Here is a 19,146-nt window from a genome sequence, read left to right as displayed (position 1 = left end):
CGCAGTGCGGAGGCCCCCCTGTTTTCAGCAACAGGACTGACAGTCTTACCGGGTGACGGTCAGGCTGTCCGACACCAGCGGCAGACGCCAGCCTTCAATCGGGGTGCCCTCGGTGTTGAGGTGCGCCACCATGTAATACAGGCGCTGGGCTTCCGGAGTGTCGTACTGCCAGCGTTCCTGGAGATAGTACGGCGGGATCGACTGGTAATAGACCGTCGCGGTCACGGTGGCGACACCGCTGACCGACGACGGAACCACATAGCGGATGGTGCGGCTGGCCGGATCGTTGCCGATCGGCAGCGGCACATGCTCGGCCTTGTTGACATCCAGCAGCCACGGCCGGGTGATCTCGGCATAGGGACCGGTCGGCGACCAGCCCTTCGGCAGCAGACGGGTATCCTTGGCCTCATAGGCCACCTCAAGGAACGAGGTGGTCAGGCGCATGGCCCGCAGATCCGGCTTGATGGCGGTTTTCAGGGCGGCCAGACCGCCGACCGGAGAGGCAATCCGTTCTTCGAACAGATAAGCCTGATTCTGGGCGGTGATCAGCGGGTCCCCGGTCTGGATCTTCAGCGGGTCGGTGGTGGTTTCGTTTTCCAGCACCGCCCCGGTTTCGTCCACCAGCTGTCCGGCGGCATTGGTGCGGCCCGACGCCCACACCACGGCGCCGGAGGCATCCTTGGCCTCGAACAGGATGTAGGCCCGGCGGAAGCCGACCCCGGACGGGAACTTATGGCCGGTCTTGTTGACCACCGTCACGTCATAGGCGTTGCCGCCGTTGACCGGGCCGCCGGTCTTGACGCCGACATCAACGGTCATCTGCTGGGCGAAGGTCATGATTTCCTTCTGCGCCAGCACCAGCGCCGGCTGTCCGTTGGGCACGCGGCCCAGCGGCTGGCTGCTGTTGCCCAGCAGGTTCGGGAACTGCTGGAACATCATGTTGGCATACAGGTTCAGCCCCAGCAGGGTGTGGCGGCGGAAGTCCTGTTTCGGTTCCGGGGTGATGGCCGCATCCGGGGCGCGGTTGTCCAGCGGCGGCAGCCAGGCACTCTCGACGTTGGCGATAATCTCGGTGATCGGCTTGGCGGTGCCGTCCACCGGGGCATCGGGCAGGCGCGACGGCATGTGGCAGTCCTGACAGCTCTGGGCCTGCGTGCCGGTCTGGCCCGCGAAGGCGCTGTTCAGCCATTCCACATAGGTCGACTGTTCATAGGCGGTCCGGTACTGGTCCCCGGCGGTCTTATGTTCGGTCACCACCGGGGTGATGACGGTATGGCAGGATCCGCACAGGGCCGAATCCTTCATCTGCGGGCCATGCACCGGGGTGACCCCGATCGCCTGTTCCATCAGATAGGGTTTGACGCTGTCGGTGGCGAACGGGCCGTAGATCAGGCCCGGATGGTCGGGATATTTGAAGTTCCCGGTAAAGGTTTCTTCCGTGCCCAGCCCGTTGGCTTCCATCTGGTGGCAGATGGTGCAGGTGACGCCGTCGCGGGCCAGTGCCGCGTATTTGGTCGGCGCGTTTACCGTCTTGCTGGGTTCAAGATAGGTATAGGCGGTGCTGAACAGCGGCCCCTTCGGCTTCTGGTCCGGCGGATAAATCACCGGCTTGTTTTCGGCATGCCCCTGACCGTTGTCCAGATGGAACTGGCGCTGGGCCCCGGCCTGATGGCAGCGGGTACAGAAGTTACCGGCCTGATCGGCCAGATCCGGGTGGCGCTGGGCTTCCCACGCAATCTGGGCATGGAAGATCGGGTCGCGCCCGGCCAGCCCCATCATCGACGCGCTCCATTCCGCATAGGGCGAAATGTCCCACATCTTGGTTTTTGACGGATCCTTCGGGTCAATTCCGGCCTGATCGATGGTGGTCATCGACGGCTGGTCATTGTTCTGGAGCACATAGCTCCAGTGGCAGCCGTTACAGTTGTCCGACGTAACGTAGACGTCGCGGCAGTCAACCATCTTGGTGCTGTTGCGCGGGCCGGTCTTGGCAGCGTTGCCGCTGGCCGCCAGCAGCGAGGTGGTCGGGAACGGCACCGCGCCGTCCGCCCCCTGATGGGCTTTACAGACGTTTTCCGGCAGCTTGGCCGGCAGCGCCGGAGTGTGGGAGAAGATGAAGTCCAGCGGCAGCCAGGCCATGTCCGCCTGCGACTTCGGCAGCGTCGGGGTTTTGGGGAACGCGCCGGTGATCGCCGGATTCGGGGTCGGCAGCGGCGGAACCGGTGTGCCTTCCAGAATAGCGCGCAGATACAGCTCGACCACATTGTTCAGGGCCGGGCCGATCTCGCCCTTCAGCAGCAGACCGATGTCGCCGATCAGCTTATCGACCAGCGGCAGCAGATAGGACGGGATCTGTCCCCCCTGCATCTTGCCGCTCAGCTCCTGTAGTTCCGGCGACTGGGCCAGCAGGGTCTTCAGGCGGGCATGGCGGTCGGCCTCGCTGAGGCCGGTGTAGCGGTCAAAGTCAGCCCGCAGACTGCCCAGACGGTCCGGCAGGGTTTTGCCGACAAGGGCGGAGGTTTCCGCCGCCGTCTTCAGACCGGCGGCCTGCATCTGGGTGGTGGTTTTGGCAAACAGCCCCTGTCCGGCCGGGGTCAGCACCGGTGATGCCGACGGCGACGGGGCGGGAGCCGGGGACTGTTCCGGCTGGGTGGCGAAAACGCCGGGCTGGACCTGATAGATCCAGCTGTACTGCTGGGGGGCCCCTTGCAGGTTCTGAAGGCTGGAGAACGTCACCTGCTTGTTGTCGGCGGCGGCGTGGCAGCTCAGGCAGAAATTGTCGCCCGGCTGGGCATAGGAAAACAGCGTCGGGGCGTTGAACGGCGGGCCCTTGGGCAGGAAGATCAGCTGCCACATCCAGCCGTCATGGCTGGCCTTGCTGTTGCGCACCATGATGGCCCAACCGGCGGTGCGGTCGGCACCGTAGGTGGTGTCCAGCGGATCGGATCCATACATCTGCTTGACGATCATCGCCCCGTCGGGGATGTCGCCCTTGCGGCCGTTCTTCAGCCATTTGACAACGGCGTCGGAATAGAACACCCGCACCCGCTGATGGGTATCGAAGCCCTGACCGCCGAACACCGGCCCGGTCATGCGGATGTCTTCGCTGAAGCTGGCGACGTCGTGGGCCCAGCCCAGATGCCCCCCGGCCAGCAGGAACAGGATGACCCCGGCCATCTCGTCCCCGCCATACAGCTGCCCGCTTTGCAGCGGGGCCTGCATGCCGGTCAGGTCCTGTACGGCGCGCCATGCCAGCCCGGACACCAGCCGTCGGCCAATGCTGTCGAGGGAGTCATAGTTCTGCAGGGTGACCTTGCCGTCATAACACAGGGTCTTCCACACCGGTTCGCCGGCGTTTTTGGCGGCATTGGGCCCGGTACAGAACTGCGCGGCCTGAAAATCCGGCGCGGTCGGCTGCAAAGCCGCCGCCGGGGCGCTGAACAGGGCAGGGGCCATCAGGCCCGCCATCAGCGCCAGAGGTTTAAGCCCAAAGGGCTTCAGCAGGGCGCGCAATCCACGCCCTGCTGTCCGCCCGGTCCGGGCGTCAGGAATGATCTGAGACATTGACACTCTTCCCCCACTCTCCTGCGGTGATCGCGGGGGTTGTGCCTTCCCTAATCCAACCCCTTCGCGTGTGCCTTAAAAGGGTGCGGAACTTCCCTTCCAAAAGCAAGGGATAGTGTCGTTATACAGGATTAAGACATATGCCGGGACGATGGGCCCGAACCGGTCAGCAGCAGGCGGAGGCCATTGACCGGAAAGGGGTAACCGCGTGGAACGCCGCGCGGGCCTCTTCGGGTCCGACGCCGTCACGTTCCATCACAAGCTGCACCAGCGGATCGGACAGCAGGTCATCCAGGGTCAGGTCCGGGGTCGGGCTCATCCGCTTCGACGGCAGCGGCCGGAGAGCCGGGGCCGGCACGCGGGCAACGCTGCGGCGGATCGGGGCGCGGGAGGTCTGGCGGAGGGAGGAAAGAGCGTCGGACATGATGTCACCTCTTCATCTGGGGGGAGATTGGGCCAGGGGTGAGAGGGAAACAGGGGCGGGTGCCGCCTGCGGATGAGATATCGGGTCGATGCGAATCCTTCGCAAGGGTTGATCTGCTGCGTCACCGGATGGACCGGCAGGGATCAGCCGATAACGGCACCCTGCCAGCGGATCGTGGCGAAACAATCGGCCAACTGTGGCGAAACCATGGAAAAGCAGGGAAAAATCAAAGGAAAGAAGTGCAACAACCGTCAGGATGTCTAAACCGGAATGGGACTGCCGGGCTGTGACCGGCATCATTCGGGGCAGCGATCTTTCAGAAACCGTGATTTTTTCAGAAGGTCAGCGCGGTGCGGGCCGTGGCCCGTGGAAAACACCACCGTGTGTGCTGGGTGGGGCGCCTGGCCGGGGGCGGTGAATGCCCTGTCCCCCATGCTGATCCACTCCCCTTCTGTGGTCAAGACTTTGCTGATGTATGGGGCCTGATCAAGGGGCGGGACGGTTTTTCTTGCCGAACCTGCGGAAACAGGATATGCAATTGCAAGTCATTCGCAATTATATCCGACATCCGGATATCCGGGCACCCCCGCCCGTGCTCAGGACGGAGACGACCCATGCCCCTTCAGGCCATGCCGATTCAGGATCTTTATGACGGACAGGCTGCCTTTCCCCTGCCCTGGCCCATGGCGCGGGCCGGACGCGGGGGCCTGTCTGCCGCAGTCGGCGGCGGATGGGGGCCGGAGCTGACGGTTCTGATGGCCCTTGGCATGGCGCACCGGCGGCCGCTGACCCAGCAGGATCTGATGCTGGCGCTGGAGTCGCTCGACCTGCCGACCGTCCCTTGTGCCGATGTGGTGTGGGGGCTGCTGCGTGGCCTGATCCGCTCGGAAGCCCTGCGGCCGGATCCGGGGGCCGGGGATGCCCTGATCCCCGGGGCACAGGCAATGCGCCAGCTGACGCGCGGGATGGCTGCCCCGTTGGAGGGGGGTGGCGGAATTCTGCGCGCGGTGATCCGGGCCCGGATGGCGTTTCTGGATCTGCTGGCCCCGGCTGACCGGGTCCGGGCGCTGGAACGGATGCTGCTGGCGCTGGAAGTCTCGGCGGAAGGAGTCAGCAGCGGTTTCGAGGAAAGCTGGAGCGGATCCTGGGGCAACCGCTGGATCCTCCGCGATCTGGCGGCGGCGACGGATGATATCCGCCAGCTCCGGTCCCTGCTGGATGAGGCCCGGGCGGCGGAACGCCGGTCTGAGGCGTCCCCCGGCCCGGCAGGGGCATCCCAGCCCGCTTCCGCCCTGTTGTATGCCGCTGAGTGAGGTTGCCCATGTGCACTCTGCCGTCCCTGTCTTCCCTGTCCCGGACTCCGCTGTCCACCGCTCCGGCCCCGGCCCTGTCGGCAACCACCCGCCGCAAGCGGCTGGATGAGGTGCCCAGCCGCTGGCTGTGCAGCGTGATCGGAACCTGTCTGACGCTGGCTGACCTGCGCAAGCTGGCGGCGAAGATCGGGCTCAACCTTCCTGCCGATGCGTCGGAATACCGGCTGCACGGGGCCATCGTCCATCTGGCTTCGGATAACCGGGTGCTGGGCAAGGCGGTGGGGCGGCTGCTGGATAAGCGCCATGCGGCAACGGTGTCCCGGATTGTCCGCGCCGCGGATGAGGAGACGCTGGGCCGCCTGTGGGCTGAGGCCCGCAACGGCGGGGATATTCCCGGGGCCTATTGGGCGCTGATGACCCATCCGCTGGAGTTGCAGGCCCTGAAGGACCGGGTCTATGGCGAGGTCCACATGCTGTCGCATCTGTCCGGTGCGGCACAGCGGGTGGATCTGCAACGGACGGCGGGACTGGAAAAGCAGGTGTCCGATCTGACGGCGGAGCTGCTGCGCACCCGCGCCGATCTGGCGCAGGCCCGGCAGGACCGGGACGCGGCCCGCCGGGACGCGGCGGTGGGGGACATTCAACGCCGCCGGGCCGATCAGCTTGCCGAGCGTCTGGCCGAACTGGAAAGCGGCGCGGCCCTGTCTGCCGTCCAGCAGAGTCTGCGGCAGGTTCAGGCCGAGAAAGACACGGTGGCCCGGGCACTGGATGCGGTGCAGCGCCGTCTGGAACAGGCGCTGGAGCAGCGCCAGAAAGACGAAGCCGACCGGCGCGGACTGGAGCAGCGCCTTGCCGATGCCGAGCTGCGCTGGCAGGAGGCGCGGCGGGCCGCTCCGCCGGACCGTGTGGTGTCCAATGATACCGGTGACGGGATTGATCTGGAACGGCGGCAGATCCTGTATGTCGGCGGGATCGGCCATGCCGCCCGCCATCTGGAGGATGTGGTCAAGGCCTGCAACGGGGTGTTTGTCCACCATGACGGCGGTCTGGATGACGGCTGCCCGCGTCTGGCCGGGGCGGTCTCCTGCGCCGATGTGGTGTTCTGCCCGGTGACCTGCGTCAGCCACGAGGCGGTGACCCACCTGAAGCGCAACTGCCGCAAGGCCTGCAAGCCGTTCGTGCCGCTGCCGAACCACTCGATCAGCACGTTCCGCCGGGCCCTGAAGCTGGTTGGTAATCCCTGAGGAAACGCCCCGCTTACAGCGGCAGGCGCAGCGTTGCTTCCAGCCCGCCGAGGGCCTTGCTGTCGCCCAGCAGGATGTCGCCACCGTGGACCCGGGCGACATCGCGGGCGATGGTCAGGCCAAGGCCGATGCCGCCGGTCTGGGTATTGCGGGAGGCTTCCGCCCGCCAGAAGGCGCGGAACACGTCTTCCCGGCGGTTGGCCGGAATCCCCGGCCCGTCATCCTCGACCACGAGATCCACCCAGTTGGTGCGGCGGCGCAGGCTGAGCCGCACGGTTTTGCCATGGCGGGCGGCATTGCTGAGCAGGTTGGACAGGCCGCGCTCGATGGCGGTCGGCCGCAGCGGCAGGAGCAGCGGGGGAATGTTCAGCCCCCGGACCTGCAAGGACGGGTGGGTGCGGCGGAACCGTCCGGCCAGCTGATCGACCAGATCCGTCAGGTCGGTTTCCACGACGGTCTCGGTCCCTTCTCCCCGGGCAAAAGCAAGATAGCCTTCAACCATCCGCTCCATCTCTGCCACGTCTTCCTGTAGGTCGGCGGCATCAGGGGAGTCGGGCATCATCGCCAGCTGGAGTTTCATCCGGGTCAGCGGGGTGCGCAGGTCGTGGGAGACCCCGGCCAGCATTTCCGTCCGCTGGGCGATCTGGCGCTGGATGCGTTCGCGCATCACGTTGAAGGCATGGGCGGCCTGCCGCACCTCGCGTGCGCCCTCTTCCTTGATCGACGGCACATCCTGCCCTTTGCCGAAGCGTTCGGCACTGTCGGCCAGACGGCGGATGGAGCGGACCTGATTGGTCAGGAACAGGGTGGCGATGCCGATCAGCACCAGCGAGGTGCCGACCATCCACAGCACGAAAATATAGGTGGTGGAGCTGTACAGCCGTTTGGTCGGGGTCTCGATGATCAGCACGGCGGTGGACAGCTGCACCTTCACCTGAATGGTGCGGTCAAACAGGCTGCCGTCGATCACCACCGGCCGTTCGACCCGGTCCTGTAGCAGCTGTTCCAGCACCGACAGCATGTCGTAATCGGGCTGGTCATACTGCTGGTTGGCCAGAATCGCCCCGTCCTGAAAGGTGACGGTCAGGCCCATCTGGTTCCGGGCCAGCGTGAAGATCCAGTCCTGATCGGCGGAGGAGGGGAACCGCGTCATCAGGTCCATCACCGTGGCGATATCGCCAACGATTCCTTCGGCCAGCCGCCGGGCCACGGTGTCCCAGTGGCGGTCGTAAAAGATGATCGCCGTGACCACCTGCAACAGCACCATCGGCGTGACCAGAATCAACAGGGACCGCCCGAGCAGGCCGCGCGGCGCCAGTTTCCGCACCGGAAGCGGGGTGCCGAACAGGCGCAGGTGCAGGCGGTTGAGCCGGGCCATGCGGTCAGCCCGGACGCAGGGTGTAGCCGGTGCCCCGGACGGTCAGCAGATAGCGGGGCTGGCGGGGGTCGGCCTCGATTTTCTTGCGCAGGCGGGTCATCTGCACGTCAATGGCCCGCGCCCCGCCATCAATCCCCAGCACCTCGGCCAGCGTATCGCGGCTGACCGCCTCCCCGGCCTGACGGGCCAGAGCCTGCAACAGGTCCTGCTCGGCGGTGGTCAGGTAGACCGGGTCATCGTTGCAGGTCAGTTCCTGCCGCTCCAGATCGAACAGGAACTCCCCGAAACGGACCTGACGCGGGGCATCCTCCACCACCGGGCGTGGCCGTCGCCGCAGGATGGCGTTGATGCGCAGCAGCAGTTCCCGTGGGTCAAACGGCTTGGTCAGATAATCATCGGCCCCGCCGGAGAGGCCGGTGATACGGTCATCCGCCTCATCGCGGGCGGTCAGCATCAGCACCGGCACGTCCGAGGTTTCGCGGATGCCACGGGTCAGGGAAAACCCATCCTCGCCGGGCATCATCACATCGACCACCAGCAGGTCAAAGTCCATCACCGCCAGATGGGCGCGGGCTTCGGCGGCATCGGGGACGGCGGTGACCACATAGCCCCGCTCCGACAGGAACCGCCGCAGCAGGTCACGCAGGCGGGTGTCATCATCCACCACCAGCAGGTGGGCACCGTCACCGTTGATGTCGGTGACCGGGCTCATGGGCGGGCCCGGCGCAGCAGGGCCGCCGGAGTCCCGGGGGCGGGCAGGAAGCGTTCGCGGTCCGGCTCGTCGATCATGCCGATCATCACCTTGCGGAAGCCGTCGACGGCCTCGCCCCCGGCTTCGCGGAAGGCGCGGGCCACCAGCTGGCGCTGGCGTTCGGATAACTGGCGTTCCAGATCCACCCCTTTGTCGGTCAGGTCCAGCAGGCGCTGGCGGCGGTCCTGCTGGCCGGGCTTCTGAAGGATATAGCCTTCGCGCACCAGTTCACTCAGCACCCGGGACAGGCTCTGCTTGGTGATCCGCAGGATCCGCAGCAGATCAGAGACGCTGATATCCTTGTGGCGGCCGACAAAATAGATCACCCGGTGGTGGGCCCGGCCCAGCCCGAGGTCGGAGAGCACCACATCGGCTTCGGCGGTAAAGTCGCGGTAGGCGAAGAACAGCAGTTCCATCGCCTTGCGCAGTTCCTCCTCGCGGAGAAACAGCTGGTTCACGCCTGCCTTGAGATCACTCATCAGTTCTCAGTTTCCTGCTTGCCGGATCGTCTGCCGGTCCTGACCGGCCGGTTCTGGCGATTCCATAGCTTCCCTTACGTCATCCCGCAACCCCGCTGCGGCCTGCCGGGCAGGGCATCGGCGATAGAGTACCCGCAGCGGCAGGGGTTGCCAAAAGCTGATTTGCGATCACCGCCAGAGCGGAACCCTACAGATGGGCTTGTTGGCCGGGTTTATGGGGCACATCTACAGAAGGTCGCGCAGGCGGTGCCATGCCATCGCCAGCACCAGCAGCGGGGTGCGCAGAGCGGTGCCGCCGGGGAACGGCAGGTGCGGAATGCGGCTGAACACATCAAACCGTTCGGCCTGTCCGGCCACGGCTTCGGCCATCAGCCGCCCGGCCAACCCGGTCAGGGCGATGCCGTGGCCGGAATAGCCCTGAGCAAACAGCACATTGGGGGCCAGCCGCCCGAAATGCGGCAGGCGGTTGACGGTGATGGCAACATGGCCGCCCCAGGCATAGTCCATCCGGGTATCGGCCAACTGCGGCAGAATGCGCAGCATGGTGCGGCGGATCGCCGCCCCGACATCGGCCGGATCAAGGCGGGAATAACTGACCCGCCCGCCGAACAGCAGGCGATGGTCAGAGGACAGACGGAAATAGTTCAGGACAAAATTCATGTCGCAGACCGCTGCGCCGGAGCGGATCAGGGTGCTGGCACGCTCCTCGCCCAACGGCTCGGTAGCGGCGATATAGGTGCCGACCGGCATGATCCGGCGGCCCAGACGGCGCTCCGTCGCCCACAGATAGGCATTGCCTGCCAGAATAACGAAGCGGGCCCGCACGCTGCCCTGCGGGGTTTCCACCCGGGCGGGATCTCCTTCCTGCCAGCGTAGCATCGGGGAGTGTTCATACATCTGCGCCCCGGCGGCGCGGGCGGCGGCGGCAAGGCCAAGGGTGTAGTTCAGCGGGTGCAGATGCCCGCCGTGCGGATCATAAAGACCGCTGGTATAGCGGGGGCTGGCCACCTGCCGCTGGGTCTCGTCCCGGTCCCACACCGCCAGATCGCGGCGGCCGAGACGGGTCCATTCCGCGTATGTGGCCTCGATATCGGCGTGGTGACGGGGTTTTTCACCGACGAACACCGTGCCATCGCGGAAATCGCAGGGGATGGCGTGGGTGCGGATCAGGCTGCGGGTCAGGTCCAGCGCGTCCTCGCACAGGTCCCACAGCCGCCGGGCATCCTCCGGCCCGGTCAGGCGGGCAATGGCCCCGGTATCCCGGTTAAACCCGGCGATCATCTGCCCGCCGGAACGGCCGGAGGCCCCGAAGGCGATCCGTTCCGCCTCCAGCAGGATGACGCGGTAACCGCGTTCGGCCAGATGCAGGGCGGCGGAACAGCCGGTCAGACCGCCGCCGATGATACAGACGTCGGTCGTATGGTCCCCCTGCAACGGCGGCAGGTCCGGGGCGGGGGTCGCGGTGGCGGAATACCAGGAGGTTGTCTGGGGATGCATGACACCCATGATGTGGACGGAAACGATGGGTAAAACCCTGAACCAGTTGCTGTGCAATATCAACTTGCGCGACGCTGCAAAGGTTGCGACAGTCTGAATACAGCGCTTTCGGCCTGCGGTCAGCGCGCCGTCATGGCGCCTGCCGGGGGTTGTCTCCCGCGCACAGCCTACAACTGCCCGGAACACAAGAAGGGGCCCCACATGCGTAAGTCCAGCGCGTTTCTGTTCGGCCTTGCCGCCGTTATGTTCGCTTCTGTCGGGGTGCAGGCCGCCGAAGAGAAGAAGCTGAACCTGTACATCTGGTCGGACTACCTTGGTGAAGACACCATTGCCAGGTTCGAGCAGGAAACCGGCATCAAGGTCACCGTTGACGTCTATGACTCCAACGAAATGCTGGAGGCCAAGCTGCTGGCGGGCAAGTCGGGATACGACCTTGCGGTGCCGACCGGGGCCTTCTTCCAGCGTCAGGTTCAGGCCGGGGTGTTCCGCCCGCTCGACAAGGCCAAGATCGCCAATCTGGCCAATCTTGACCCGAAGCTGATGAAGAGCGCCGCCGCCTTCGATGCCGACAACAAGCACGGCATCGTTTACATGTGGGGCACCGACGGCATCGCCCACAACCCGGAGAAGGTGGCCGCCGCCGCCGGTAAGGATGCCCCGGTTGACTCCTGGGCCCTGCTGTTTGACCCGAAGTGGGCGCAGAAGGTCTCCAAGTGCGGGCTTTACCTGATGGACAGCCCGTCGGAAGTGTTCCCGGCGGCCCTGAAGTATCTGGGGCTGGACCCGAATTCCAACGATCCGAAGGATCTGGAAAAGGTGGAAAAGCTGCTGATGGCGGTGCGTCCGTACATCACCAAGTTCCATTCCTCTGAATCCATCAACGCGCTGGCCAACGGCGATATCTGCGTGGCCATGGGCTATTCCGGTGACATGTTCATCGCCGCCTCCCGCGCCGAAGAAGCCAAGAACGGCGTGAAGGTCGAATACAACATCCCCAAGGAAGGGGCTGAAATGTGGTTCGACTTCATGGCGGTGCTGAAGGATGCCCCGCATCCGGAAAACGCCATGCTGTTCATCAACCATGTGCTGAAGCCGGAAATCACCGCCGGGATCTCCAACAAGGTGTTCTACGCCAACGCCAACGCCAAGGCGACGGATCTGGTGGATAAATCCATCTCCGGCAACCCGGCGGTCTACCCGACCGAGGCGGTGCTGAACAACCTGTTCGTCAAGAAGACCCCGGACCAGAAGGCGGAGCGCCTGCGTACCCGCATCTGGAACAAGATCAAAACCGGGAAGTAACATCCCCGGTCCCTGATCCAGCCGCCCGGTCCTGAACAGGTCCGGGCGGTTGCGGTTTTGTGTATACTCATCCCCGTCCCCCGCATTTTTAAAGGGTCTGTCCCGGCATGTCTCAGCAAGCCCGCAGCCTTCAGGATCAGGTCGCCCGGACCGAGAAAGGCGAAGCCTCCGATCTGCTCAAGCCCTTGATCCAGATTGAAGGCGTCACCAAGTCGTTTGGCGATTTTGTCGCCGTCAACAATGTGTCCCTGACCATCTATCAGGGGGAGCTGTTCTCCCTGCTGGGCGGGTCGGGCTGTGGCAAGACCACGCTGCTGCGCATGCTGGCGGGATTCGAGACGCCGACCTCGGGCCGGATCCTGATCGACGGTCAGGATATGACCCGGGTGCCGCCTTACGAGCGGCCGGTCAACATGATGTTCCAGTCCTACGCCCTGTTCCCGCATATGACGGTGGAGCAGAATGTGGCGTTTGGCCTGAAGCAGGACGGCCTGCCGCGCGATCAGGTCCGCCAGCGGGTGGCGGAGATGCTGGATCTGGTCGAACTGGGCCATCTGGGCCGCCGCAAGCCGCATGAACTGTCCGGCGGGCAGCGGCAGCGCGTGGCACTGGCCCGGGCACTGGCCAAGCGGCCAAAGGTGCTGCTGCTGGACGAACCGCTGGGGGCGCTGGACAAGAAGCTGCGGGAACGCACCCAGCTGGAGCTGGTCAACATTCAGGAAAACCTTGGCATCACCTTTGTGGTCGTGACCCATGATCAGGAGGAGGCGATGACGATGTCGACCCGCGTCGCCATCATGAATCAGGGCCGGATCCTTCAGGTTGATACTCCGCACGCGATGTACGAATACCCGAACACCCGCTTCGTGGCGGAGTTCTTCGGGTCGGTGAATATCTTCGAAGGCCCGCTGCTGGAAGACGAGCCGGGGCATGTGGTCATCGGCTGCCCGGATCTCAGCGTGCCGATCTATGTCGGTCACGGCATCAGCTCCCGCGAGGGGGCAACCGTCTATGCGGCGGTGCGGCCGGAAAAGATCGCCCTGTCGAAGGAACCGCCGGCGGACGCCACCTACAACACCGCCACCGGGGTGGTGGAGGATATCGTTTATCTCGGCGGGGAAAGCACCTATCTGGTCCGCCTCGACAGCGGGCGTCTGGTCCGGGTTGACCTTCAGAACCAGACCCGTTCGTCGGAACCGGAACTGACCTGGCATGACCGGGTCCATGTGTCGTGGGAACACTCCAACGTCGTGGTGGTGACATCATGAGCGCGCCGATGCTCGGCGGGGGCGGCGGTGCCCCGAAGGAGCGTCGCCATCCCAACAGCGCCGGAGCGGCCACCCGCCGCCTCGGCGTCGGGGGCCGGGGGCTGGTGATTGCCATCCCCTATTTCTGGCTTCTGCTGTTTTTCCTCGCGCCGTTCCTGATCGTGATGAAGATCAGCTTTGCCGAGTTTCAGGTCGGGGTTCCGCCCTACACCCCGCTGGTGGAGTGGGTGGATGACCAGTACCTTCAGGTCCGCATGTCGTTTGCCTCGTACTTCTATCTGTTCGGGGACGAGCTGTATGTGGCGGCCTATTTTAACTCGTTGAAGATTGCTTTTGTCTCCACCCTGTTCGCGCTGCTGCTCGGCTATCCGATGGCCTACGGCATCGCTCGGGCGGACAAAAGCATCCGTAATCTGCTGCTGCTGGCGGTGGTGCTGCCGTTCTGGACCAGTTTTCTGATCCGCGTCTATGCGTGGATCGGCATCCTGAAGAACAACGGCCTGCTGAACAATTTCCTGATGTGGATCGGGGTGATCAACGAGCCGCTGGAGATCCTGAATACCGAGATCGCGGTCTATATCGGCATTGTCTATGCGTATCTGCCGTTCATGATCCTGCCGCTGTATTCGACGCTGGAAAAGATGGACATGTCGCTGCTGGAAGCGGCGATGGATCTGGGCTGCCGCCCGTGGAAGGCCTTCCTGAAGGTGACCCTGCCCCTCTCCGTCCCCGGCATTGTCGCCGGGTGTATGCTGGTGTTCATTCCGGCGGTGGGGGAATTCGTGATCCCCGATCTGCTCGGTGGGGCCGATACCCTGATGATCGGCAAGGTGCTGTGGGCGGAGTTCTTCAACAACCGTGACTGGCCCGCCGCATCGGCGGTGGCGGTGGCGATGCTGGTGTTTCTGGTGGTGCCGATCATGCTGTTCCAAGGCTATCAGGCCCGGCAGGAAGCCAAAGCGAAGGAGCAGGGCTGATGACCAACCGCTCTCCGTTTCTGATCTCCGCGCTGGCGTTCGGCTTTGCCTTCCTCTATGTGCCGATCCTGCTGCTGATCGTCTTTTCGTTCAATGAATCGAAACTGGTGACGGTCTGGGGTGGCTTTTCCTTCAAGTGGTATGGCGAGCTGTTTCAGGATGAACAGCTGCTGGGTGCCGCCAAAATCAGCCTGCTGATTGCGGCGATGTCGGCAACGCTGGCGACTCTGCTGGGCACCATGGCCGGGCTGATCATGGCCCGCTTTGGCCGCTTTAAGGGCCGGACCCTGTTTTCCGGGATGATCACCGCGCCGATGGTGATGCCGGAAGTGATCACCGGTCTGGCGATCCTGCTGATGTTTGTGGTGCTGGAAGAACTGACCGGCTGGCCGGACGGGCGGGGCATCACCACCATCACCATCGCCCACACCACCTTTGCCATGGCCTATGTGACCATCGTCATCCAGTCGCGCCTGTCACAGATGGATGACAGCGTGGAGGAAGCGGCGATGGATCTGGGGGCGCGGCCGCTGAAGGTGTTCTTCCTGATTACCCTGCCGATCATCGCTCCGGCGCTGGTGTCCGGCTGGCTGCTGGCGTTCACTCTGTCGCTGGACGATCTGGTGACCACCAGCTTTGCCGCCGGTCCGTCGTCCTCCACCCTGCCGATGGTGGTGTTCTCCAGTGTCCGTCTGGGGGTGACGCCGAAGATCAACGCGCTGGCGACCATCGTTGTCGGCCTCGCGACTCTGGCAATTGTGATGGCCGGTTACATCATGCACCGGCAGGAACAGCAGCGGAAGCGGGCGATGCAGCGGGCTTTGGCCGAGCAGGACGCGCTGTAATCCCCGACAGTTCTTTTTGGCTTGAAAAAGCGGCATCCGGTTCCGGGTGCCGCTTTTTTACTGCTGCGCCATGTGTGCCGTGCACAGGGCCATGCAGAAGATGCATGCGGAATATTGGTCAGCTTTATTGACCTAAATTTGAACGGATGATACAAATAAAGAATGCGATACATAATTTTATGTCTCGCTTATCAGGCGGCCGCCTCTCAGATCCGGTCCCGGAGCACTGCATCCGCAGACAGGGACCGACAGTACTCAACCGCGACAGCCCCCGCCGGATCCTCTGGGTCCGGCCCTGCCGGGCTGCGCTGAAGGAAAGAGACGGACGATGAGTGTCCTGCCGTTTGATGACCGTGATGGATTTATCTGGCTGAACGGGACGATGGTCCCGTGGCGTGAGGCGCGGCTGCATGTGCTGTCGCATGGGCTGCACTATGCCAGCTCGGTGTTTGAGGGGGAGCGCGCCTACCGGGGCAAGGTGTTCAGGCTGACCGAGCACAGCCAGCGGCTGATCGACTCGGCGGCGATCCTTGGTTTCACCGTCCCTTACACCGTGGAGCAGCTGAACGCGGCAACGGAGGCGGTGATCGCCGCCAATGGCTTCCGGGACTGCTACATCCGCCCGGTGGCGTGGCGCGGATCAGAGATGATGGGGGTCGCTGCCCAACAGACGACGACGCAGGTGGCGATTGCCGCCTGGGTGTGGCCCAGCTACTGGGATCCGGAAACCAAGATGAAAGGGATCCGCCTGAAGGTTGCCCCGTGGCGTCGTCCTGCCCCGGAAACGGCCCCGACCCGGTCCAAGGCCGCGGGTCTGTATATGATCTGCACCCTGTCCAAGCATGAGGCGGAGCGGGAAGGATATGAAGATGCCCTGATGTTGGATTATCGCGGACAGGTGGCGGAGGCCACCGGGGCCAATATCTTTCTGGTGCAGGATGGGGTGATCCACACCCCGGTTGCCGACTGCTTCCTGAATGGCATCACCCGGCAGACGGTGATCGAGCTGGCCCGCCGCCGGGGGTATCAGGTGGTGGAGCGGGCGATCCAGCCGGAGGAGTTTGCCCGGACGCAGGAAGTGTTCCTGACCGGGACCGCCGCCGAAGTGACGCCGGTGCGCCAGATTGCCGACTGGACCTTCACCCCCGGTGCGGTGTGCCGGGCGATGATTGCGGATTATGCCGCTGAAACCGGGGCGGCATCCCCGGCACAGGCGGCAGAATAACCGGCTGACCGTGCCCGGTTGCCCCCGCCGCGTGAGGGGCAACCGGGTATGGGGGGCGCAGCCGGAGAAAAATGTCTGACCGGACAGCCCTGCCCTTGCCAAGGCGGGCCGGATGGGGTTCTGTCAGGAAAATCCCGAAAAGCTGGAGGGGGCAGGTCAGGTGCGGCGGATTCTGGTCTTTGATTCCGGTCTGGGCGGGCTGTCGGTGCTGGCGGAGATCCGGCGGCTGATTCCGGATGTGGCCCTCAGCTATGGCTGTGACTCGGCGGGCTTTCCCTATGGGGACTGGCCGAAGGATGCCTTGGTCCAGCGGATCCGGCAGGTTGTGTCCGGGCTGATTGCCTCGGAACGCCCGGATGTGGTGGTGATTGCCTGCAATACCGCCTCGACGGCAGCACTGGCGGAGATCCGGCAGGATCATCCCGGCCTGCCGGTGATCGGCACGGTTCCGGCGATCAAGCCGGCGGCGGCCAGCAGCCTGAGCCGGGTAATCGGTGTTCTGGCGACGCCGGGGACGGCGGCAAGCCCCTATCTTGAGGACCTCTGTCAGCGGTTTGCCGCCGGGTTCCGGGTGCTGAAGGTCGGGGCGCCGCATCTGGCGGAACTGGCCGAGCAGTTTCTGGGAACCGGTCAGGTCGATCCGCAGGCGGTTGCCGCCGAGGCGGCCCCGCTGTTCGCCGATCCGGCACTGGATACGGTGGTGCTGGGCTGTACCCATTACCCGCTGGTGTTGCCGGTGTTGCAGGAGGTTGCCCCCCGTGCGGTCCGCTGGCTGGACTCGGGCGAGGCGATTGCCCGGCAGACCCTGCGGGTTCTGGAGGCTCCCCGGCTGGCTCCGGCGGTTGAACCGGAGGATGTCGGGGGCCATCGGGTGATCTGTACGGCAGTTCTGCCCCACTATCCGGCGGCGTTCGCGCGGATGGATCTGCCGGAGCCGCAGAAATTTGAAAGAGTACACCTATAGAGTGATTAATTTTTAATAAAACACCTTTTTGATGTTTTTGGTGTTATCCTGCACGCGGGAAGGGCTCTCTGAGGGAGAGTCTCGTGACTGGGATGACAAAACGAATCACAGGGATCCCGGATCGGACTGCGGGCGCGTTCCGACCGGTGGCCGTAGCCCTGCTGATCCTGACTGTTGCCGGATGTGCACCGGCCAGACAGACCCATGGCGTATCGCTGGCACCGAAACCGGAGGCCGTCACGGCGTCAGGAAAGCCCGGCTGTGCGCAGGGGCCCTTGAATGCCGAAGAGTGGGGCGGCCAGCCGTTCCGCCCGGCTCCCGTTCTGCGGTCCCGCAACGGAACGCTGACCAGCGATCTGGTCGTCGACTATCACAGCAGTGAGATCGCGGGCTGCCAGACCCATCTGCGGGGATATGACGGGGCGCTGGTTGGCAGGACCCTGCGGGTGCGGCCGGGAGAGACCCTGTCGATTACCCTGCGCAATCAGCTTCTGCCGGACGGGGTGCCAGAACCGGACGACGTGAACACGCCGCACAACTTCAATACCACCAACTTTCACAGCCATGGCCTGCATGTGTCTCCGGCGGGGAATGCCGACAATGTGTTGCGCCTGATGCCGCCCCAGAGTGAGTCTCTGGTGGAAATCCATGTGCCGCAGGATCACCCGACCGGAACGTTCTGGTATCACAGCCATGTGCATGGCTCGACGGCGTTGCAGGTGTCCAGCGGCATGGCCGGGGCGATCATTGTCGAAAATCCCGATGATCCGCGCAGCCTCGACTCGGTGCCGGAAATCCGGGCCGCCAAGGATCAGGTCCTGCTGTTGCAGCAGATTTCCTATGATGCCAATGGCGAAATTGAAAACTATGACCAGTTCGGCCCGGGGGCTGGGCGAAATCAGGCCGCCTGCCAACCATCAACGGTCAGATTATGCCGGTGTTTGAGCTGCACCCCGGCGAGGTGCAGCGTTGGCGCCTGATCCATGGCGGGATCCGCGAAACCTTTCAGGTCGGGATCACCCGGCAGGATGTGATCCCTGGACATTGCATGAAATCGCCCTCGATGGCCTGTCGCTGGGCTACATGAACAGCTGGACGGAGGTGGAACTCCAGCCCGGTTACCGCTCGGATATTCTGGTTAAGGCCCCGCTGCTGCCTCCGGGCGCGACGGAGGCCGTGTATTATGTCTATGACCAGCCGACACCGGCGGAAAAATCCCTGTTGCTGACGGCGGAAGCCCGGCAGCCGCTGGCCAAGGTGGTGGTCCGCGGGACGGCACTGGCAATGGCCCTGCCCTGTGCAGCCTCCGGCCCCGGATGTGCCGCGCTGGCCCCGACCAAGGCGATGAAGGATATCGCCGAGGCGGAACTGACCGGACCGGCACAGGCGGTCAGTTTCATGATCGGGCAGTCCGCCCGCCAGCCGGATGGCCGCTATGCCTATTGCCCGGATGACAGTGCACCCGGATGTGCCCTGCGTTTCATGGTCAATGCCCGGCCCTTCCCCGGGGAGGGACCGCGTCAGCTGACCCTGGGGACGGCGTCGGAATGGACGGTGCAGACCCTGCCGGTTCCGGGGACACCGGATGAAGACCGGATCGTCGTCGCCCATCCGTTCCATATCCACGTCAATCCCTTCCAGATGGTCCGCCCGGGGCCGGATGGTGCGTCGGAAACGGTGTGGCGGGATACGCAGCTGGTCCGGCCCGGCGATGTGCTGAAACTGCGCAGCCGGTACGAGGATTACATCGGTACCTATGTCCTGCACTGCCACATCCTTGATCACGAGGATCAGGGAATGATGGAACTGGTCGACGTGGTTGAGCCGGGGGGAACCCACGGCGCAGCCACGCCACGCGACGGACATCGACATCACTGACGGCGGGCGGGCCCCCGCGCCCGCCTGTCCCTGACCT

At 64.5% G+C, this 19,146-nt stretch carries 16 protein-coding genes; 10 read left to right on the top strand and 6 right to left on the bottom strand.

What is annotated here, in order from left to right:
• Positions 1 to 45 precede the first annotated feature (45 nt).
• Complete coding sequence (locus FHS48_RS03055) at positions 46 to 3,564, bottom strand: cytochrome P460 family protein (protein WP_184261255.1); 3,519 nt, start codon at positions 3,562 to 3,564, stop codon at positions 46 to 48.
• Positions 3,565 to 3,730: 166 nt separating this feature from the next.
• Positions 3,731 to 3,988, bottom strand: a complete 258-nt coding sequence (locus tag FHS48_RS03050) for a hypothetical protein (protein ID WP_184261251.1) — start codon at positions 3,986 to 3,988, stop codon at positions 3,731 to 3,733.
• Between the two features lie 614 nt (positions 3,989 to 4,602).
• On the opposite strand from FHS48_RS03050, the gene FHS48_RS03045 reads away from it, so the two are divergent.
• Together FHS48_RS03045 and FHS48_RS03040 are read left to right on the top strand one after the other, a co-directional pair.
• Positions 4,603 to 5,301 carry a hypothetical protein gene (locus FHS48_RS03045; RefSeq protein WP_184261249.1) on the top strand — a complete coding sequence of 233 codons (699 nt, stop codon included), beginning with the start codon at positions 4,603 to 4,605 and terminating at the stop codon, positions 5,299 to 5,301.
• Between the two features lie 8 nt (positions 5,302 to 5,309).
• Positions 5,310 to 6,545 (top strand): DUF2325 domain-containing protein, encoded by a 1,236-nt coding sequence (locus FHS48_RS03040; protein ID WP_184261246.1) that lies wholly within the window; start codon positions 5,310 to 5,312, stop codon positions 6,543 to 6,545.
• Positions 6,546 to 6,558: 13 nt separating this feature from the next.
• Here FHS48_RS03040 and FHS48_RS03035 read toward each other — a convergent pair whose 3' ends face one another.
• From FHS48_RS03035 to FHS48_RS03020, 4 genes are all read right to left on the bottom strand, one after another.
• Entirely contained in the window at positions 6,559 to 7,923 is a 1,365-nt protein-coding gene (locus FHS48_RS03035) for an ATP-binding protein (RefSeq protein ID WP_184261242.1), read from the bottom strand.
• Between the two features lie 4 nt (positions 7,924 to 7,927).
• Positions 7,928 to 8,635: a response regulator gene (locus FHS48_RS03030; RefSeq protein WP_184261240.1), complete on the bottom strand. Its 708-nt coding sequence runs from the start codon at positions 8,633 to 8,635 to the stop codon at positions 7,928 to 7,930.
• A complete protein-coding gene (locus tag FHS48_RS03025; protein WP_184261237.1) occupies positions 8,632 to 9,153 on the bottom strand; it encodes a MarR family winged helix-turn-helix transcriptional regulator in 522 nt (173 codons plus the stop codon). Before FHS48_RS03025 ends, FHS48_RS03030 begins: the two co-directional genes overlap by 4 nt.
• A gap of 225 nt (positions 9,154 to 9,378) precedes the next feature.
• The gene (locus FHS48_RS03020; protein WP_184261234.1) at positions 9,379 to 10,650 is read right to left on the bottom strand and encodes an NAD(P)/FAD-dependent oxidoreductase; all 1,272 of its coding nucleotides are present in this window, start codon (positions 10,648 to 10,650) and stop codon (positions 9,379 to 9,381) included.
• A gap of 201 nt (positions 10,651 to 10,851) precedes the next feature.
• Between FHS48_RS03020 and FHS48_RS03015 the strand changes: the two genes are divergently transcribed.
• From FHS48_RS03015 to FHS48_RS02980, 8 genes are all read left to right on the top strand, one after another.
• Complete coding sequence (locus tag FHS48_RS03015; RefSeq protein ID WP_184261231.1) at positions 10,852 to 11,952, top strand: polyamine ABC transporter substrate-binding protein; 1,101 nt, start codon at positions 10,852 to 10,854, stop codon at positions 11,950 to 11,952.
• A gap of 107 nt (positions 11,953 to 12,059) precedes the next feature.
• Positions 12,060 to 13,220 carry an ABC transporter ATP-binding protein gene (locus FHS48_RS03010; RefSeq protein WP_184261228.1) on the top strand — a complete coding sequence of 387 codons (1,161 nt, stop codon included), beginning with the start codon at positions 12,060 to 12,062 and terminating at the stop codon, positions 13,218 to 13,220.
• Positions 13,217 to 14,197, top strand: a complete 981-nt coding sequence (locus FHS48_RS03005; protein WP_260402295.1) for an ABC transporter permease subunit — start codon at positions 13,217 to 13,219, stop codon at positions 14,195 to 14,197. The genes FHS48_RS03010 and FHS48_RS03005 overlap by 4 nt, the downstream gene beginning before the upstream one ends.
• Positions 14,197 to 15,042, top strand: a complete 846-nt coding sequence (locus FHS48_RS03000) for an ABC transporter permease subunit (protein ID WP_184261225.1) — start codon at positions 14,197 to 14,199, stop codon at positions 15,040 to 15,042. The genes FHS48_RS03005 and FHS48_RS03000 overlap by 1 nt, the downstream gene beginning before the upstream one ends.
• 328 nt (positions 15,043 to 15,370) lie before the next feature.
• Positions 15,371 to 16,267: a branched-chain amino acid aminotransferase gene (locus tag FHS48_RS02995; protein WP_184261222.1), complete on the top strand. Its 897-nt coding sequence runs from the start codon at positions 15,371 to 15,373 to the stop codon at positions 16,265 to 16,267.
• Positions 16,268 to 16,379: 112 nt separating this feature from the next.
• Positions 16,380 to 17,231: a glutamate racemase gene (murI, locus tag FHS48_RS02990; RefSeq protein WP_221443317.1), complete on the top strand. Its 852-nt coding sequence runs from the start codon at positions 16,380 to 16,382 to the stop codon at positions 17,229 to 17,231.
• A 146-nt stretch (positions 17,232 to 17,377) separates the two neighbouring features.
• Complete coding sequence (locus tag FHS48_RS02985) at positions 17,378 to 18,211, top strand: multicopper oxidase domain-containing protein (protein WP_184261216.1); 834 nt, start codon at positions 17,378 to 17,380, stop codon at positions 18,209 to 18,211.
• 64 nt (positions 18,212 to 18,275) lie between these two features.
• Positions 18,276 to 19,109: a multicopper oxidase domain-containing protein gene (locus FHS48_RS02980; protein ID WP_260402293.1), complete on the top strand. Its 834-nt coding sequence runs from the start codon at positions 18,276 to 18,278 to the stop codon at positions 19,107 to 19,109.
• The last annotated feature ends 37 nt before the right edge of the window (positions 19,110 to 19,146 follow it).

The organism is Novispirillum itersonii, assembly GCF_014205675.1.
Classification (GTDB): domain Bacteria; phylum Pseudomonadota; class Alphaproteobacteria; order Rhodospirillales; family Rhodospirillaceae; genus Novispirillum; species Novispirillum itersonii_A.
The sequence above is the reverse complement of the archived record's forward strand: the minus strand, read 5'-3'. Positions and strand labels throughout refer to the sequence as shown.

Coding starts and splice junctions, on each gene's coding strand:
- FHS48_RS03055 (WP_184261255.1), bottom strand. CDS start 3,564: ATGTCTCAGATCATTCCTGACGCCCGGACCGGGCGGACAGCAGGGCGT.
- FHS48_RS03050 (WP_184261251.1), bottom strand. CDS start 3,988: ATGTCCGACGCTCTTTCCTCCCTCCGCCAGACCTCCCGCGCCCCGATC.
- FHS48_RS03045 (WP_184261249.1), top strand. CDS start 4,603: ATGCCCCTTCAGGCCATGCCGATTCAGGATCTTTATGACGGACAGGCT.
- FHS48_RS03040 (WP_184261246.1), top strand. CDS start 5,310: ATGTGCACTCTGCCGTCCCTGTCTTCCCTGTCCCGGACTCCGCTGTCC.
- FHS48_RS03035 (WP_184261242.1), bottom strand. CDS start 7,923: ATGGCCCGGCTCAACCGCCTGCACCTGCGCCTGTTCGGCACCCCGCTT.
- FHS48_RS03030 (WP_184261240.1), bottom strand. CDS start 8,635: ATGAGCCCGGTCACCGACATCAACGGTGACGGTGCCCACCTGCTGGTG.
- FHS48_RS03025 (WP_184261237.1), bottom strand. CDS start 9,153: ATGAGTGATCTCAAGGCAGGCGTGAACCAGCTGTTTCTCCGCGAGGAG.
- FHS48_RS03020 (WP_184261234.1), bottom strand. CDS start 10,650: ATGCATCCCCAGACAACCTCCTGGTATTCCGCCACCGCGACCCCCGCC.
- FHS48_RS03015 (WP_184261231.1), top strand. CDS start 10,852: ATGCGTAAGTCCAGCGCGTTTCTGTTCGGCCTTGCCGCCGTTATGTTC.
- FHS48_RS03010 (WP_184261228.1), top strand. CDS start 12,060: ATGTCTCAGCAAGCCCGCAGCCTTCAGGATCAGGTCGCCCGGACCGAG.
- FHS48_RS03005 (WP_260402295.1), top strand. CDS start 13,217: ATGAGCGCGCCGATGCTCGGCGGGGGCGGCGGTGCCCCGAAGGAGCGT.
- FHS48_RS03000 (WP_184261225.1), top strand. CDS start 14,197: ATGACCAACCGCTCTCCGTTTCTGATCTCCGCGCTGGCGTTCGGCTTT.
- FHS48_RS02995 (WP_184261222.1), top strand. CDS start 15,371: ATGAGTGTCCTGCCGTTTGATGACCGTGATGGATTTATCTGGCTGAAC.
- murI (WP_221443317.1), top strand. CDS start 16,380: ATGGGGTTCTGTCAGGAAAATCCCGAAAAGCTGGAGGGGGCAGGTCAG.